Source organism: Hyphococcus luteus (genome assembly GCF_002943565.1).
In the GTDB taxonomy this organism is placed as follows: domain Bacteria; phylum Pseudomonadota; class Alphaproteobacteria; order Caulobacterales; family Parvularculaceae; genus Hyphococcus; species Hyphococcus luteus.
Map to the genome: position 1 here is coordinate 1001307 of NZ_PJCH01000005.1, position 14302 is coordinate 1015608.

The 14302-nt window shown below is 62.2% G+C and carries 15 protein-coding genes; 9 read left to right on the forward strand and 6 right to left on the reverse strand.

Annotated elements, in window-relative coordinates:
- Position 1 precedes the first annotated feature (1 nt).
- The 3 genes from CW354_RS09775 to CW354_RS09785 are packed head-to-tail and all read left to right on the forward strand — an operon-like array spanning position 2 to position 3170.
- Positions 2-1135 carry an AGE family epimerase/isomerase gene (locus CW354_RS09775; protein ID WP_165793628.1) on the forward strand — a complete coding sequence of 378 codons (1134 nt, stop codon included), beginning with the start codon at positions 2-4 and terminating at the stop codon, positions 1133-1135.
- Positions 1132-2184 (forward strand): mannose-1-phosphate guanylyltransferase, encoded by a 1053-nt coding sequence (locus CW354_RS09780; RefSeq protein WP_104829808.1) that lies wholly within the window; start codon positions 1132-1134, stop codon positions 2182-2184. The genes CW354_RS09775 and CW354_RS09780 overlap by 4 nt, the downstream gene beginning before the upstream one ends.
- Positions 2181-3170 carry an SDR family NAD(P)-dependent oxidoreductase gene (locus tag CW354_RS09785; RefSeq protein WP_104829809.1) on the forward strand — a complete coding sequence of 330 codons (990 nt, stop codon included), beginning with the start codon at positions 2181-2183 and terminating at the stop codon, positions 3168-3170. The genes CW354_RS09780 and CW354_RS09785 overlap by 4 nt, the downstream gene beginning before the upstream one ends.
- Here the strand turns inward: CW354_RS09785 and CW354_RS09790 are convergent.
- Positions 3167-5518 (reverse strand): S8 family peptidase, encoded by a 2352-nt coding sequence (locus tag CW354_RS09790; protein ID WP_104829810.1) that lies wholly within the window; start codon positions 5516-5518, stop codon positions 3167-3169. The genes CW354_RS09785 and CW354_RS09790 overlap by 4 nt on opposite strands.
- A gap of 196 nt (positions 5519-5714) precedes the next feature.
- On the opposite strand from CW354_RS09790, the gene CW354_RS09795 reads away from it, so the two are divergent.
- On the forward strand, positions 5715-5927 hold the full coding sequence (locus tag CW354_RS09795) for an AMP nucleosidase (RefSeq protein ID WP_104829811.1): 213 nt from the start codon (positions 5715-5717) through the stop codon (positions 5925-5927).
- Between the two features lie 86 nt (positions 5928-6013).
- Complete coding sequence (locus tag CW354_RS09800; RefSeq protein ID WP_104829812.1) at positions 6014-7459, forward strand: alanine/glycine:cation symporter family protein; 1446 nt, start codon at positions 6014-6016, stop codon at positions 7457-7459.
- On the opposite strand, the gene aguB is transcribed toward CW354_RS09800, so the two are convergent.
- On the reverse strand, positions 7456-8307 hold the full coding sequence (gene aguB, locus CW354_RS09805; protein ID WP_104829813.1) for an N-carbamoylputrescine amidase: 852 nt from the start codon (positions 8305-8307) through the stop codon (positions 7456-7458). The genes CW354_RS09800 and aguB overlap by 4 nt on opposite strands.
- A gap of 138 nt (positions 8308-8445) precedes the next feature.
- Between aguB and CW354_RS09810 the strand changes: the two genes are divergently transcribed.
- The 3 genes from CW354_RS09810 to CW354_RS09820 are packed head-to-tail and all read left to right on the forward strand — an operon-like array spanning position 8446 to position 10576.
- A complete protein-coding gene (locus CW354_RS09810; RefSeq protein ID WP_104829814.1) occupies positions 8446-9105 on the forward strand; it encodes a DsbA family protein in 660 nt (219 codons plus the stop codon).
- Between the two features lie 28 nt (positions 9106-9133).
- The gene (locus CW354_RS09815; RefSeq protein ID WP_104829815.1) at positions 9134-9436 is read left to right on the forward strand and encodes a hypothetical protein; all 303 of its coding nucleotides are present in this window, start codon (positions 9134-9136) and stop codon (positions 9434-9436) included.
- A gap of 21 nt (positions 9437-9457) precedes the next feature.
- Positions 9458-10576, forward strand: a complete 1119-nt coding sequence (locus CW354_RS09820; protein ID WP_104829816.1) for a serine hydrolase domain-containing protein — start codon at positions 9458-9460, stop codon at positions 10574-10576.
- On the opposite strand, the gene CW354_RS09825 is transcribed toward CW354_RS09820, so the two are convergent.
- Both CW354_RS09825 and CW354_RS09830 read right to left on the reverse strand, forming a co-directional pair.
- Positions 10577-10864 carry a hypothetical protein gene (locus CW354_RS09825; protein ID WP_104829817.1) on the reverse strand — a complete coding sequence of 96 codons (288 nt, stop codon included), beginning with the start codon at positions 10862-10864 and terminating at the stop codon, positions 10577-10579.
- A gap of 112 nt (positions 10865-10976) precedes the next feature.
- Positions 10977-11942, reverse strand: a complete 966-nt coding sequence (locus tag CW354_RS09830) for an alpha/beta fold hydrolase (RefSeq protein ID WP_165793629.1) — start codon at positions 11940-11942, stop codon at positions 10977-10979.
- Between the two features lie 102 nt (positions 11943-12044).
- Here CW354_RS09830 and CW354_RS09835 point away from each other — a divergent pair, with 102 nt between their 5' ends.
- The gene (locus CW354_RS09835) at positions 12045-12473 is read left to right on the forward strand and encodes a PaaI family thioesterase (RefSeq protein ID WP_165793630.1); all 429 of its coding nucleotides are present in this window, start codon (positions 12045-12047) and stop codon (positions 12471-12473) included.
- On the opposite strand, the gene rarD is transcribed toward CW354_RS09835, so the two are convergent.
- Positions 12436-13392: an EamA family transporter RarD gene (gene rarD / locus CW354_RS09840; RefSeq protein WP_104829820.1), complete on the reverse strand. Its 957-nt coding sequence runs from the start codon at positions 13390-13392 to the stop codon at positions 12436-12438. The genes CW354_RS09835 and rarD overlap by 38 nt on opposite strands.
- Before the next feature lie 145 nt (positions 13393-13537).
- Positions 13538-14290, reverse strand: coding sequence for a hypothetical protein (locus CW354_RS09845; RefSeq protein ID WP_104829821.1), 753 nt, complete (start codon positions 14288-14290; stop codon positions 13538-13540).
- Between the last annotated feature and the right edge of the window lie 12 nt (positions 14291-14302).

Below are 14302 nucleotides of genomic sequence, written 5' to 3' on the forward strand. Positions count from 1 at the left end.
CTTGGCGCGCCTTCGCGACTGGTTCGTGCAGGACGCGCTGCCGCTCTGGGCGGCGGAAGGCTATGACGAGGCGGGCGGCGGATTTTACGAGGCGCTGCATTTCGACGGGCGTCCCTTTACGGGCCGGCCCCGCCGGGTGCGCACCCAGGCGCGCCAGATCCATACATTCTCGCAAGCGAGTCTTCGCGGCTGGCGTAACGGCGCCGAAGCGCTGGCGGCGGAAGGCTTCGAGCATTTCCTCTCGCGCGCCTGTCCCGATCACGGCGCGCGCGGCTGCGTCCATCGTCTCGATGACGAGGGGGCCGTCATCGACGACCGCCGCGATCTTTACGATCAGGCTTTTCTGCTGCTCGCCTGCGCCTCGCGCTGGGAAGCGGCGCAGGACGAACGCGCATTAAAGCTTGCGGACAAGACCATCGCGTTTCTCGACAGCGAACTCGCTGCGCCGCAGGGCGGCTGGCGCGAAAGCGACCAAGGCGAACTGCCGCGCCGGCAAAACCCGCACATGCATCTGTTCGAGGCGTTCCTGGCGCTTTATCGCGTGACGGGCCGCGAGGAATTCCTCGCCCGCGCCGGACAGATTCGCGAGCTCTTTGCGCGCGTTTTTTATGGTGCGGAAAAAGGCGTCATCCGCGAATTTTTCGATGAAGACTGGCGTCTTCAGGACAAGGATCAGCCGGTCGAGCCCGGGCACATGCTGGAATGGGTCTGGCTCCTGCGCGCTTATGACCGCGCCCATGATCGGACCCATGACCGGACCGCCGGCGCGGACAGCGGCAGCGTCAGAGAAAAGCTTTACGCGCGCGCCCTCGCCCTCGGCGCCGATCCGGGCTTTTTCGGTTTCTTCGACAACAAATCGCCGCTGACGGGCGGGGTTCACGGCGCGAAACGGCTCTGGCCCCAGACCGAAGGCTTTCGCGCCGCGCTTGTTCTCGGCCGGCGCCAAGAGGCCGCCGCGCTCGCCGACAATCTCTTCATGACCTATCTGGCGGTGGAGACGCCGGGCCTGTGGGTCGACGAATTCGACGCCGAAGGGCGTCCCGTCGCCAAAGACACGCCCGCTAGCATCCTCTATCATCTCTACGAGGCGGTCGCCGAAGCGGACGCGGTTTTGAGTATGGGAGAGGCGGGATGAAAATCCAGCCGGTGATTATGTCGGGCGGCGCGGGCACGCGGCTCTGGCCGCTTTCGCGCAAGGCGCGGCCGAAACAGTTCCTCAATCTGGCGGGCGACACGTCGCTGTTTCAGGAAACGGCGCAGCGCCTTTCCGATGACGGGGACGTCTTCGCGCCGCCGCTGGTGATCGCCGGACGCGGTCACGGAGGGCTCGTTGCGGAGCAGCTGGGCGCCGTCGGGATTGCGCCGGCGCAAACCATTCTCGAGCCTTGTCCGCGGAATACGGCGGCGGTCGCCGCCGTCGCAGCCCTTTGGACGGCGCGCGCCGCGCCGGATGCGCTGATCCTCCTGGCGCCGGCGGATCATCATATCGAAGACGCCGTCGGTTTTCGCCGGGCGGCGGCGCGCGGCGCAAAAGCCGCGGCGGCGGGGCGAATCGTCACCTTCGGCATCAAGCCGACGCACGCTCACACGGGATACGGCTATATTCAGGCTGCGGAGGAAATCGGCGAAGAGGTTTTCCGCGTTCAGGCATTCAAGGAAAAGCCCGATGGAAAAACCGCGCAAACCTATCTCGATGCGGGCGGCTATTACTGGAACGCCGGCATTTTCCTGTTCAGTCCGCAGGCGATGATTTCAGCGCTCGAAGCGCATGCGCCGTCCATTCTGAAAGGCGCCGGCGCGGCGCTTTCCGAGGCTCAGTCGCAGGACGGCGGCCTTCTTCTGGATGAAGAGGTGTTCTCGAAAATTCCGAGCGATTCCATCGACTATGCGGTGATGGAAAAAACCGACCAGGCCGCCGTCGTCGCGCCGGTCGATGTGGGCTGGAACGATATCGGCAGCTGGACCGAAGCGGCGTCCGATCCCGACAGCGCGGGCCACATGTTCGAGGCGTGCCGCAATGTGACGGCGCGCTCCGACGGGCCGGTGATCGGCGCCATAGGCGTCGAGGATCTCATCATCGTGGCGACCGGCGATGCGGTGCTGGTGGCGCGCAAGACACATGCCCAGGACGTTAAAAAGCTGGTTGAAGAATTGAAACGCCGCGGCCGGGAGGACCTCCTGTGAGCGCGCCGAAGAAGGTTTTCGTCACCGGCGCGGCGGGCTTTATCGGTTTTTACGTCGCCAAAGCGCTCCTCGAAAAAGGCGTCGAAGTCATCGGCGCCGATAATCTCAACGATTATTACGACCCGGTGTTGAAAAAAGCGCGCCTTCAAGAGATCGGCGCCCATCAGGGTTTTCATTTCCATGAAGCCGACATCGCCGATCATGAAGCGCTGAAGAAAATTCCGGGCGCCATGGGCGCCGATGTTATCATCCATCTCGCGGCGCAGGCGGGCGTTCGCTATTCGCTCGAAAACCCTTTCGCTTACGCATCGTCCAATCTTACCGGTCATCTTTCGGTATTGGAGCTGGCGCGCCATGCAAACAACCTGCAGCGGCTCGTCTACGCGTCTTCAAGCTCCGTATACGGCGCCAATGAAAAGACGCCTTTTTCGGAAAGCGATCCTGTCGATCATCCGGTCTCGCTTTATGCGGCGACCAAACGCGCCGACGAGATGATGAGCGAAGCTTATGCAAGGCTCTATGGCATTCCCCAGATCGGCCTGCGGTTTTTCACCGTCTACGGCCCCTGGGGGCGGCCCGACATGGCCTACTGGTCTTTTTCGGACAAGATCATGAGAGGCGAGCCGATCCGGGTTTTCAACCATGGGCGTCTCGAGCGCGATTTCACCTATATCGACGACATCGTCGCCGGCGTCGTTGCAACGGCGCTCGACCCGATGAAACCGGCGCCAGGCGCGCCGCACAAGCTTTACAATATCGGCAACAACCGGCCGGTGAAACTGGAGCGGTTCATCGAAGTGCTGGAAGACGCGATCGGCCAAAGGGCCGAGAAAATCTACGAGGATATGGCGCCGGGCGACGTCGCGAGGACCTGTGCGGATATTTCCGCCATCGCCGCCGATTACGGCTTTGCGCCGACGACGCCGCTTGAAGAAGGCATTCCGAAATTCATCGGCTGGTTCCGCGCCTGGCGGGGAAACGCCTAGAAGTCGAACCGGCTGCGGATCAGCGCCGTCGTTTCGGGGGATAGGCCGTATCCGCCGAAAGTCTGGTGAAGGACATTGATGTCGACGGCGCCCAAAGGCCCGGCGATGAGCCGGTAGCCTGCTTCGAAATCGAGCCGGCGGCCTTGCGGCGCCAGCGACGCGCTGACCGGCGTGAAGATGAGCGTTTCTGTTTTCTGATCGAAGCCGGTGGGCAGCATCAGCTCTATGGCGCCCGCCTCGATCTGCAAAGGCTGGCTGACGCCGAGCCACAGCGCGTCTGCATCCGAAAAGAGTTTTGCGCGGCTCACCGCGGCGGAAAACTGGGTCGTTTTCAGCGTCGGCGCGTCCGCAGCAAAGGCGTCGAAGCCATAGGCGTCCGCGAAGGTGAGCCCGGCGGCGAAACGCCCCTGCAGGCGCCAGAGGGCGCTGAGCGGCCATGCGCCTTCGATGGCGGCGTAGGCGGTGGCGGCGCCATCGCCATCGCCGAAACGGGCGTTGAAAACCGCGCCCTTTTCCCGGCGCAATCCCTGTTCGAAACGTAAAACGCCGCGCCCGAGCGCGAGATTGACGCCGCTGCGCAGGACGAAAATATCCGGCTTGTCGAGGGGAAGCCCCTGTGCAAGCCGGAGCCTTTCCGCTTGCGAGTCGCGGTCTTGCCCCCGCGTCATCAGAACGTCGATGCTGATCTTTTTCGTCGCCTGAAAGCGCGTCAGCGCGGTGACGGCGTCGGTTCCGCGCGGCAGGAAGGCGTCCGAAAACGCGCTGTCGCTCAAAAACGGCGTCGCGTGTGTTGGATTGCTCATGCGGTCGACGGCGGCCGCTGAAAAGCCCTGGGCCGTGAAGAGGCGCGCCCCGGCGATCTCGCCGGAAACGGCGAAACCGAGCGTCCGGTCGTACATGTCGGCGTTCGGGTCGGCGCCTTTCGCAAAGGCCATCTGGTTGTTGAGAAGCGAGGAAGCGGACCGGTCGCGCGCGGTAAGGCGCATGCGCATGGACCAGCCGTCTCCAAGCGCCATCGATGAGTAGCGGTGATCGTTGAACGGGCTGTAGCGGCCTTCAAGATCGAACCGCGCCGGTCCTGATCGGCTGACCAGCCCGTCAAGCGAGAGGCGGAAATCGCGGTTATAGGAATCGAGCACGACAATGTCGCCAAGGCCGGAAAAGGATGATCCGTATGCGCCTGAAAGCGTTGCGCCGAGCGCCGCCGGATCGACTTCCGATCCCGTTATGCTGGATGTTGAAACGCCGCCCATAGGACTTACTGCGGCGCCGACATTCAAAAGGCCGCGGCCATAGACCGGGTCCGTGCCCGGCGCGCCGAGATCGGTGGCGGACGTCAGGAGAATATCGACCGCTTCTTCGGCGGTGAGATTGGGCCAGAGCGCGCGGATCAGGGCGACCGCGCCGGAAATCACCGGCGTTGACGCGCTGGTGCCGGAAAAAACACGGACTTCGTCCGCCGCAGCGCCAGGATAGACGCCGCTCAACAGCTCGCCCGGCGCGACCAGATAGATATCGGCGCCTTCGCCGGCGCGGTTTGAAAAATCCGAAATGACATTCGAGGAATCGACGGAGCCGGCGATGATCGCCGCCGGCGCGCCGGAAACGTCGAACGCGCCGAGCGCCGAGTCATCGGGATCGGCGTCGCCGTCATTGCCGGCGGCGAGCACCGTGACGACGTCGTTATCTTTGAGGAAAGCGACGATATTTCGGAAGTCGTCGCGGGCGCTGGTTTCGTTCGATCCGAAGGACATGTTCACCACGTCGGCGCCGATATTGACCGTGCGGTCCACGGCTTCCGAAATGGCGGCGCCGAGCAGGGATAATTCGTCATCGCCTTCGTCGTCGACGCGGAACACAAGGAGCGTCGCTTCCGGCGCGACGCCATGGGCGCCGACATCGTTTTTCGCCGCGCCGATGATGCTGGCGACGGGCGTGCCGTGATCGTCGTCGTCGTTGAGGTCCGGCCCGCCTGGCCGTTCGTCGCCGGGCGACACCACGCCCGCGATGACGAGATCGGCGCTTTGCGGATGAATGCGGCCGGCGAATTCCGGATGGTCGGTGTCTATGCCCGTGTCGATAATGGAGACGATGGCGCCGTTGCCGAGCGTTCCTTCTTCATAGGCGGGGATGACGTTGATCTGCTCCAGCGCGGCCTGGCGCCGGTATTCCGCCGTAATGAAGTTTTCAGTCGTTGTCGTCGGCGTCGGCGGCGTGCTGGCCGCGGGAGGCTGCATGGGCGAGCTGTCGCTGTTTCCCCCGCTCGAACAGGCGCTGAGCGCAGCGCCCGACAGGGCCGCCAAGACCAGTGAGAAAGCTCTGAAAAACAACGGCGTAACTCTATACATGCGGCTCTCTTGGGGTTGCGCCTGCGGAGCATAAGGCGGCTTTTATGGCAAATCGTAAACGCCAGGGCGCGGGGAAGTAGGCCTGCCCCTCAATATGGACAACCCCCATTTGGGCGCCCTAGGTTGCGCTGCGCCGCAACAGGTTTATACCCGGCGAAAACAGGCGCTTACAGTTTACAAATAATGAAGGTCCGGCATGTCCAACGATCCTGAACGCATCACCATTCTCGCCCGCGAATTCACGGCGGCGGCGCTTGAGTTCCATCGCGGCAAGATGGCGGAAAAGGGCTATCGCATGGAAGGCTCGATCACGCCGCGCGTCTTCAAGATGATCGACGGCATGGAAGCGCCCAAGGACATGTTCGAGGGCGAGCCGCTTTTCGCCGTCACTTTCGTCAAAAAAGACTAGCGCTCCTGGCGAAATTCGACATTTCGGCCGGTCTTCGTTAGACAGATGTCTTCCGCCTTTTGCTGAAGACAAGTCCAGCGAGAGACATGATCGAATGGCTTAACGCCTTGCTCTGGGGCAAGGTCCTGATTTTCGTCCTCATCCCGGTCGGGTTGTGGTTCACCTTTCGCTCCCGTTTCGTGCAGGCCCGCCATTTCGCGGAAATGTTCGCGATTTTCGGCCAGGCTTTTAAACACAAGACCGATCACCCATCCTCCTTTCAGGCGCTCGCCCTTTCGGTGGCGGGGCGCGTCGGCGCCGGCAATATCGCGGGGGTTGCGGTCGCAATCACGCTGGGCGGACCCGGCGCCGTTTTCTGGATGTGGCTTGTGGGGCTGGTGGGCATGGCGACGAGTTTTTTCGAGTGCTCGCTCGCGCAGCTTTTCAAACGCAAGGAGCCGTCCGGCGATTTCCGCGGCGGCCCGGCTTTTTACATTCAGCACGGATTGAAAAAACGGCTCGGGCCTGTCGCGCCGGTGCTGGCGGGCGTTTATTCGGTCCTGCTCCTTGTCGCTTTCGGTTTCGCCTTCAACGTATTGCAAAGCTACGCGGTCTCCACCTCGGTGAGCGGCGCCTTCGGCGTTGACGCGCGCATTGTCGGCGTCGTTCTTGCGGTGTTCGTAGGGCTCGTTATTTTCGGCGGCGTCAAACGCATCACCAGCGTCGTCGAATTTATCGTGCCGGTGATGGCGTTGAGTTACATTCTCCTCGTTCTGTTCATTCTGGCGACGCGCATTGCGGACGTGCCGCATGCGCTTTTGACGATTGTCGAAAGCGCTTTCGGTTTTAACGAAGCCGTGGCCGGCGGCGTCGGCGCGGCGCTGACGCAAGGCATTCGCCGCGGGTTGTTCTCGAACGAAGCCGGACTCGGCTCGGCGCCCAATGTCGCCGCCGTCGCCTATGTGCCCCATCCCGCGCAGCAGGGCGTGGTGCAGGCGTTTTCGGTCTTTATCGACACGATCATCATTTGCACCTGCACGGCTTCCATCATTCTTTTGTCCGGCGTCGATCTTTCCAATCCGGATGTCGACGGCGTTATTCTCACCCAGACGGCGCTGGCGGCGCATGTGGGCGGCTGGGCGGACGAGTTCGTGGCGACGGCGCTTTTGCTCTTCGTCTTCTCCTCGATCATGTACAATTATTTTCTGGGCGAGAACGCGCTCGACTTTTTCACCCATGAAAGCCGCATGGTCTTCACGGTCTTCCGCATCGCCACGCTCGGTTTCGTGCTGGTCGGCGCCAATCTCGACTTAAGCGCCGCTTTCGGTTTCGCGGATGCGGCCATGGGGCTCTTGGCGCTCGTCAATCTCTTTGCGCTGGTTCTTCTGTTCCCCATCGGCCTGCGCGTCATGCGCGACTTCGACGGGCAGCGCAAAAAAGGCCTGACGCCGGTCTTCGATCCGGCGGATTATCCCGATCTCGATATCGATGAAGCGGCCTGGAAGCTCGAGCCCGAAGACGCGGCGCGGCTTCAGCAAAAAAGAAACGCCTAACGTCCGCCGGTCAGCCGCCCGTAAAGCTCCGGGCGGCGGTCGCGGAAAAAGCCCCAGCTCGCGCGATGCTCGTCCATCTCGTCAAGGTCGACCGTCGCCGCCGCAAAACCTTCTTCCTTGCGCGACATGTCGGCCAGAAAATCGCCGCCATCGTCGACAATGAAAGACGAGCCGTAAAAGATTTGTCCGTCTTCGTCGCCGATGCGGTTCGCCGCGGCGACCGGAACGACATTGGAAACCGCGTGGCCGGTCATGGCGCGCCGCCAGCGCTCCCGCGTGTCGAGAGACGGGTTCTCCGGCTCCGATCCGATGGCGGTGGGGTAGAACAGAACTTCCGCGCCCATGAGCATCATCGCGCGCGCGGCTTCAGGAAACCATTGGTCCCAGCAGACGCCGACGCCGAGGCGTCCGAATTTCGTGTTCCAGACTTTGAAGCCGGTGTCGCCGGGGCGGAAGTAGAATTTCTCTTCGTAACCGGGCCCGTCGGGAATGTGGCTCTTGCGGTAAAGGCCGAGGAGCTCGCCGTCGGCGTCAACGGTGACGAGGCTGTTGTAATATTCCTGCCCGTCGCGCTCGAAGATCGACAACGGCAGCACGACGCCGAGCTCTTTCGCCAGCGGCGCCAGCGCCGTCACCACCGGGTGTTCGCGCCAAGGATAAGCAGTCTGGAAATGGCCTGTGTCCTCGGTCTTGCAGAAATAAGGTCCCTGAAAGAGTTCCGGCGGCAAAATCACTTGCGCGCCGTCTTTCGCTGCGTCGCGCGTCAGTTTTTCGACGGTCGCAATGTTCGCGGCCATGTCGTCGCCGAAGGCGGCTTGCAGGACGGCGAGGCGGAGCGTGCGGGCCATGGTCTTCTCCTGGGTCGTCTCCTGTTCGGAGCGCTTGACGCGATAGCGAGGCGGCGGTGATGGTGCAACGACGCCGGATATAAAACAGGCGAGCGTAAATAGGCGGCGGAAATAGGCCTGGGGGCGAGGAAATTCAATATGGCGGTGCTGGATATCTACTGGTCTTTCCGCAGTCCCTATTCCTATCTCGCGATTGACCGGCTTTGCCATATCGCCGGGACCTACGACATCGAGACGAAGTTCCGCCCGGTGCGCCCGCTCGCCATGCGCGAGCCCGATTTTTTCGAGCGCGGGCGAAAGCAGTTCGTGCCATATTTGATGCGCGATTTTCCGCGCGAAGCGGAGCGGCTGGGGCTGCCCTTCGGCCTGCCGCAGCCCGACCCCATCGACATGGACATGGCCACGGGGCGGGTCGCGGCGGACCAGCCCCTGATGGACCGCCTGATGGCGCTCGGGCTTGCGGCGTGTGAAAAAGGCAAGGGGCTCGATTTCGCCAAAGCGGTTTCGGCGCGCGTCTGGACCGGCAAGCCATGGTCGGACGATGCGGCGCTCGACGCGGCGGCGGCGCAGGCGGGGCTCGATCTTGCGGAACTCGAAGCCTTCGCGCGCGCTCGCAAAGATGAAATCGCTGCAACGATAGAGGCGAATGAAACTGGGCAACTTACGCATCATTGGGGTGTTCCCTTGATGGTGCTCGACGGCGAGCCGTTTTTCGGGCAAGACCGGCTCGATTCCCTTGTCTGGCGGCTCGACAAGCTTGGGCTGAAGCGCGTGGACGGCGGAACGCAATCGGACTAGCCTTTTCAGACCTCAAAGGAGGGGAGCCATGAAAAAGATAAGTCTTGTTTTTGCGGCGCTTGGCGTTGCGGCCTGCGCCACCCTGTCGCCGCGCGTGCGCATCGAAAACCGTTTCGTCGAACTGGGGCTGTCGGAGAACAAGGCCGAGTGCATGGCGCATGAGCTCGACGAACGGCTCGACCGGGACAATATGAAAGCGGTCGCGGATTTTGTCGGCGAATTGAATGCGGCCGGAAGCGCTGGCGGCGTTCTCGATGCGATGCTCGGCATCGACAACGCCCGCGCCGCCGCCGCCATTGCTGCGTCCGGCGTCGCCTGCGCCTTTGAATAGTTATCGGGTCCAAAACGTCTCATGAGGTCATCCGGATTTGTAAGAGACGGCTTTTCCGCCGTCGGCGAAGCGTTCGAGAAGAATTTCGAAGAAGGGCTCGAGCTCGGCGCTTGTTTCGCCGTGGTCATTGACGGGGAAACGGTCGTCGATATTCGTGGCGGATTTTCCGACAAGGTGAAAGAAACGCCGTGGACGGAGGATACGCTCGCCTGCATCTATTCCAGCGGCAAGGCGGTGCTGAGTTTTTTAATGGCGCGCGCCGTCTCGGACGGGCTTCTCGATTATGACGCGCCGGTCGCGCAATACTGGTCGGACTTCGCCGCCGAGGGGAAAGAAGACATTACCGTCGCGCAAATGCTGTCGCATCAGGCGGGCCTTTGCGGCTTTCCCGAAGAAATGTCGCCCGAGACATGGCTCGACTGGGATGCGATCTGCGCCAAGCTTGCGGTCATGGCGCCGCTCTGGGAGCCGGGGACGGCGAACGGTTATCACCCGCAGACCGTTGGCTTTATGGCAGGCGAATTGTTGCGCCGGGTGACCGGGAAAAGCGTCGGCCAACATATCGAGGGATATGAGGCCTCGGATGGGCTGCAAATTTTTTGTGGCATGCGGGCGGACCAAATGGCGCGCGCCGCCTATATGCCGAAACCGCCGAAGGCCCCGGACCTCGGGACCATAAACGAGTTCAAGCAGGCAGCTTTTCTGAAGCCCTGGTCGGCGCCGGCGAAAGTCGCCCGCGAAGACTGGATGGCGGCGGAACTGCCCGCCTCGAACATGCACGCCGATGCTCGCTCGCTGGCGAAAATCGTTCATCCCTTTGCTAATAGCGGGAATTGGACAGACGGCGACCCGTGTCTTTCAAGAGAGGCGATAGACGCCGCGCTCGCCGAGCGCATTCGCGGCGACGATCTCGTCCTGCCGTTTCATCTGTCGTGGGCGGCGGGCTTAATGCGCAACATCAACCGCCATTTCGGGCCTAATGAAAACGCCTTCGGTCATGCCGGTTTCGGCGGTTCCTGCATTGTCGTCGATCCGGAAAACAATCTCACCGCTGCTTATGTGATGAATAAAATGTCGCCTTCTCTCGTGGGCGATCCGCGCGCGGTGCGACTGCTCGATGCGGTCTATACTTGTCTTTGATTAAAAATTGAGACGAATATCGAGGCTGACGAAAGCCGGCTGGGGATAGCCCGGCATGACTTTCGCCATGGTCGCGCAATTGTCGAGATGGGCCCGCCTGCGGGCCGTGTCGGCGCGGGCCCGCCGCGTCACGGCGAGCAGCTCTATATTCCGCTCAGCCAGCGTAAAGCTTGTGACGGGTTTGGGTTCGGCCCGGAAAGACGTTTCATGACGGAGCCGCTCCCCGGCGGCGGCGGGCGTCGCCCAGAACGCCAGACTTACGGCCAGAATCGTCAGAATAAAGCCCATTTTTTCCCTCCGCATCACCTCATCGTGAGGCAAGCGTGGCAGGCGCGGATGACCGAAAAATTAGACCGACAGTCGGATTTTATCTCAAAGTCCGACGGGAAACTCGCTTAAATTAAATTGAAAAGCGGCGCATCAGCCAGTCGAGCATGAGCGCGTTCGCCTCTGTCGGTTTCTCCCACATCATCCAGTGGCCGCAGCCCTCGATGATGTGTTTTTCGAGATTGGGAACGAGCGTCTCCATGCCCTCGGCGCTTTCCGGCGGCAGGAACATGTCGAGCTCGGCGCCGATCCACAAAGACGGCGCGCCGACGGTTTCATCGCGCCCTTCCATGGCGCGCCAGTTGGCGTCGATATTGCGGTAAAGATTGATCCCGCCGTGAAAGCCGCTGCGCGTGTAAGTTTCGACATAAACGTCAAGATCGTCTTGTGAAATCAGCAAGCCTTGTTCCGGCGCAGGCGCGTCGCGAAATCGTCCGGGCAGGTCGTAAATCTGCGGCGTGAGGTCGGGCCAGCGGTCGCGCGGCGCGGGACGGCGAAACATCAACCGGAAAAAGCGCTCGGGATCCGTCTCGAAGAGCCGTTCCGGCGTCTCCGGCTCCTGGAACTGGACGATATAATGCTTCGGGCCGAAGCGCTGCTCGAAAATGGAGAGCGGGGCGGCCGGCGGGCGCGGGCGAAGAGGCGTGCAAAGGCCGATGATCCCCGCAGTTTTGCCGGGATGAAGCTGGCCCATGGACCAGACCAGGGCGCCGCCCCAGTCATGACCGCAGAATATGGCCTTCTCGATCTCCAGGACGTCCATCAGGGCGCAGAAATCGCCGGTCATGTGAAGCGCATCGTAAAGGGCCGGATCTTCCGGCGCGTCGGAACGCCCGAAGCCTTTCAGATCCAAGGCGATGGCGCGAAAGCCGGCCTCGGCGAAGGCGCCGATCTGGTTTTTCCAGGCATAGGCGATTTCCGGCCAGCCATGAACGAAGAGAACGGGCGGGCGCTTGCGGCCCGGGTCGCCGTCAGCCTCATAGACGGCAAGGCTCGCATCGCCAGCCTCGATCAGTGTCGGGTCGGGAAAATCCGTCATGGGTTGAGCTTCGCCGCCGTCCGGCATGCGCGCAAGGAGAATTCACAGCGCCTCTTGCGCGAAAGCGTTTTGCATGGCGGCGCAATCGGCTAAGCAGGGATGATGAGCAAGAGCGAAAACAAACCCGCGAGAAAGGCCGCGCCGGACGGCTGGACGCTGCAATCCCACAACGAAACGTTCAGCGGCCATGCGGGCCCGTTTTTCTTCCGGGAGGAGGGCGGCGCGCCCGGCGTCGGCTTCTTCTCCGAACCGCATCACGCCAATCTCGGCGGCATCGTCCATGGCGGCGCGCTTTTAACGCTCGCCGACATGGCGCTGTGGGATATTTGCCGGCGCGAGGTCGGTCTTTTCAGAGGCGTCACCGTGACGCTGAATGCGGAATTCGTCGGGGCGGGCCCTGTCGGCGAGTTTATCGAGGCGACCGGCGAAATGGTGAAGGCGGGCCGCAAGCTGATGTTTGCGCGCGGGACCGTCAGCGCCAAGGGGAATGTTCTTATGAGCTTTTCGGGTACGCTGAAGCGGGTGGGGTAGCCGCGGCCGCGCGCCGCAGCTTCCGGTTCTCCCGTACGGCGTCGAGGCTGAAGACGGCGAGCGCCGTCCAGATGAGCCCGAAACAGACCGCGTGATACGCTGTAAACTCTTCGCCGTAATAAAGCCCGAGAATGAACTGACCGGTCGGGCCGATATATTGCAGGAACCCCAGGGTCGAAAAACGCAGCCGTCTCGCCGCGAGCGCAAACAGGACGAGCGGCACGACCGTGACGGGCCCCGCGAGGATGAGCAGGACATCCATGCCGATGTCGCCCTGGCCGAAAGCGAGGCCGCTGGTTTTCGAAAACCACACGAGAAACAAAAGCGCGAAGGGCGACAAGAGCGCGGTCTCGATAAAAAGCCCCGGCATGCCCCCGACATCGAGCATCTTGCGCACATAACCGTATGTCGTGAACGAAATCGCGAGCAGCAAAGACACCCACGGAAAAACCCCGGCGCCGAAGGTCAAGACCGAAACGCCGACAGCAGCGAGCGCGACGGCGATGCGCTGCGCGCGGTTCAGTTTTTCCTTGAGAACGATCACGCCCGCCGCGACGAACATTAAGGGATTGATGTAATAGCCGAGGCTCGCCTGCAGGACGCGCTCATGGGCGACGGCCCAGACATATAAGAGCCAGTTGGCGGCGATGACGGCGGCGGAAAACCCAAGCAGCAGGACAACGCGCGACGAGGCGAAGGCCCTGAACGTTTCGCGCCATTGCTTGCGCAAGGTGAGAATGAGCGCGCCGAAAGGCACGGACCACAAAATGCGGTGGCCGACGATTTCTATCGGATCGACGCCGCCAAGCGCTTTCAGATAGATCGGCAGCATGCCCCATAGACCATAGGCGAAGACGCCGCAGATGAGGCCGAGCCTCACCGCGCTGTCGCCTGCGTTCTGTCCGTTTGCGCCTGACATAAAAACTCTGAGCTGTTGCGGATGACGGGGGTAGAGGTCTGCGCCGGCCCTGTCCGCCCGGAACTTGCGATCAGCCTATGCGGCGTCATCCCTTGGCATGCAAGCCCGCGGCTCAGTATTTATCGTATCAGGCGGGATAGGATTTCTATTGGGTGACGCCGTCGGCGCGCAGCTTCCGGACGATGCGGTCGAAAGTCGAACCGTCGCCATTGGCGCGGTAAAGCGCGGTGATGACGATGCGTCCGTCCTTTGTTTGCGCGGCGGAAATATCCTCATAGACGAAGCCTTCGCCCGCAAGCGGCTGCGGCGCGCGATAGAATTTCGGATTGTCGTTGAGTTTTGCCAGCTCCTGCTCGAGCGCGCGGCGCACGACGAATTCGAGCGGTAAATATTTCGAGAGGCCCGTCTGTTCGGAAAGATCGAAAACGCCGAGCCGCGCCTGCAGCTTTCCGTTTTCGATGTAAGGGATGAGCGTGACGTCGACGCTGCCGGTTTCCTGGGCGAGCCGGGTCGGCGCGCCCTGGCCGCGCAGTCCGCAGGACCAGTATTCGATTTCGAGATAGATGCCGAAGCGGATGGCGCTTTCGGGAAAGCCGATGCGCGGCGGGCCGGACTTCCAGCGTTCTCCGCATGTATTGCGGCGCGCGGCGATCCAGTTTTTGAGATCGTCTTCGGTCTGCGTCACGAATTCGGTGACGTCGGTGACGAGCGCCAGTTTTAAATCGCCGCGCCGCGTCGCCGCCCTGTCGGCATGGAACGCGATGTCCGCGATGACCGGCCGTCCGGCGAGATTCACCGTCGTCGGTTCGTCATAGATTTTCTCGTAGCCTGGCGGCGCCTGAGCAGAAGCGGCGCCGGCAAGGAACAAAGCCGCCAAAAAGATTGCGATGAGGCGCATGGGCCGAGCCTA

Excerpts from the sequence above, each read along its gene's own strand:
- CW354_RS09810 (WP_104829814.1), top strand. The coding sequence starts at position 8,446 with ATGGCGGTGCTGGATATCTACTGGTCTTTCCGCAGTCCCTATTCCTAT.
- CW354_RS09820 (WP_104829816.1), top strand. The coding sequence starts at position 9,458 with ATGAGGTCATCCGGATTTGTAAGAGACGGCTTTTCCGCCGTCGGCGAA.
- CW354_RS09830 (WP_165793629.1), bottom strand. The coding sequence starts at position 11,942 with ATGACGGATTTTCCCGACCCGACACTGATCGAGGCTGGCGATGCGAGC.
- CW354_RS09835 (WP_165793630.1), top strand. The coding sequence starts at position 12,045 with ATGAGCAAGAGCGAAAACAAACCCGCGAGAAAGGCCGCGCCGGACGGC.
- CW354_RS09815 (WP_104829815.1), top strand. The coding sequence starts at position 9,134 with ATGAAAAAGATAAGTCTTGTTTTTGCGGCGCTTGGCGTTGCGGCCTGC.
- CW354_RS09800 (WP_104829812.1), top strand. The coding sequence starts at position 6,014 with ATGATCGAATGGCTTAACGCCTTGCTCTGGGGCAAGGTCCTGATTTTC.
- CW354_RS09780 (WP_104829808.1), top strand. The coding sequence starts at position 1,132 with ATGAAAATCCAGCCGGTGATTATGTCGGGCGGCGCGGGCACGCGGCTC.
- CW354_RS09825 (WP_104829817.1), bottom strand. The coding sequence starts at position 10,864 with ATGGGCTTTATTCTGACGATTCTGGCCGTAAGTCTGGCGTTCTGGGCG.
- aguB (WP_104829813.1), bottom strand. The coding sequence starts at position 8,307 with ATGGCCCGCACGCTCCGCCTCGCCGTCCTGCAAGCCGCCTTCGGCGAC.
- CW354_RS09845 (WP_104829821.1), bottom strand. The coding sequence starts at position 14,290 with ATGCGCCTCATCGCAATCTTTTTGGCGGCTTTGTTCCTTGCCGGCGCC.
- rarD (WP_104829820.1), bottom strand. The coding sequence starts at position 13,392 with ATGTCAGGCGCAAACGGACAGAACGCAGGCGACAGCGCGGTGAGGCTC.
- CW354_RS09795 (WP_104829811.1), top strand. The coding sequence starts at position 5,715 with ATGTCCAACGATCCTGAACGCATCACCATTCTCGCCCGCGAATTCACG.
- CW354_RS09790 (WP_104829810.1), bottom strand. The coding sequence starts at position 5,518 with ATGTATAGAGTTACGCCGTTGTTTTTCAGAGCTTTCTCACTGGTCTTG.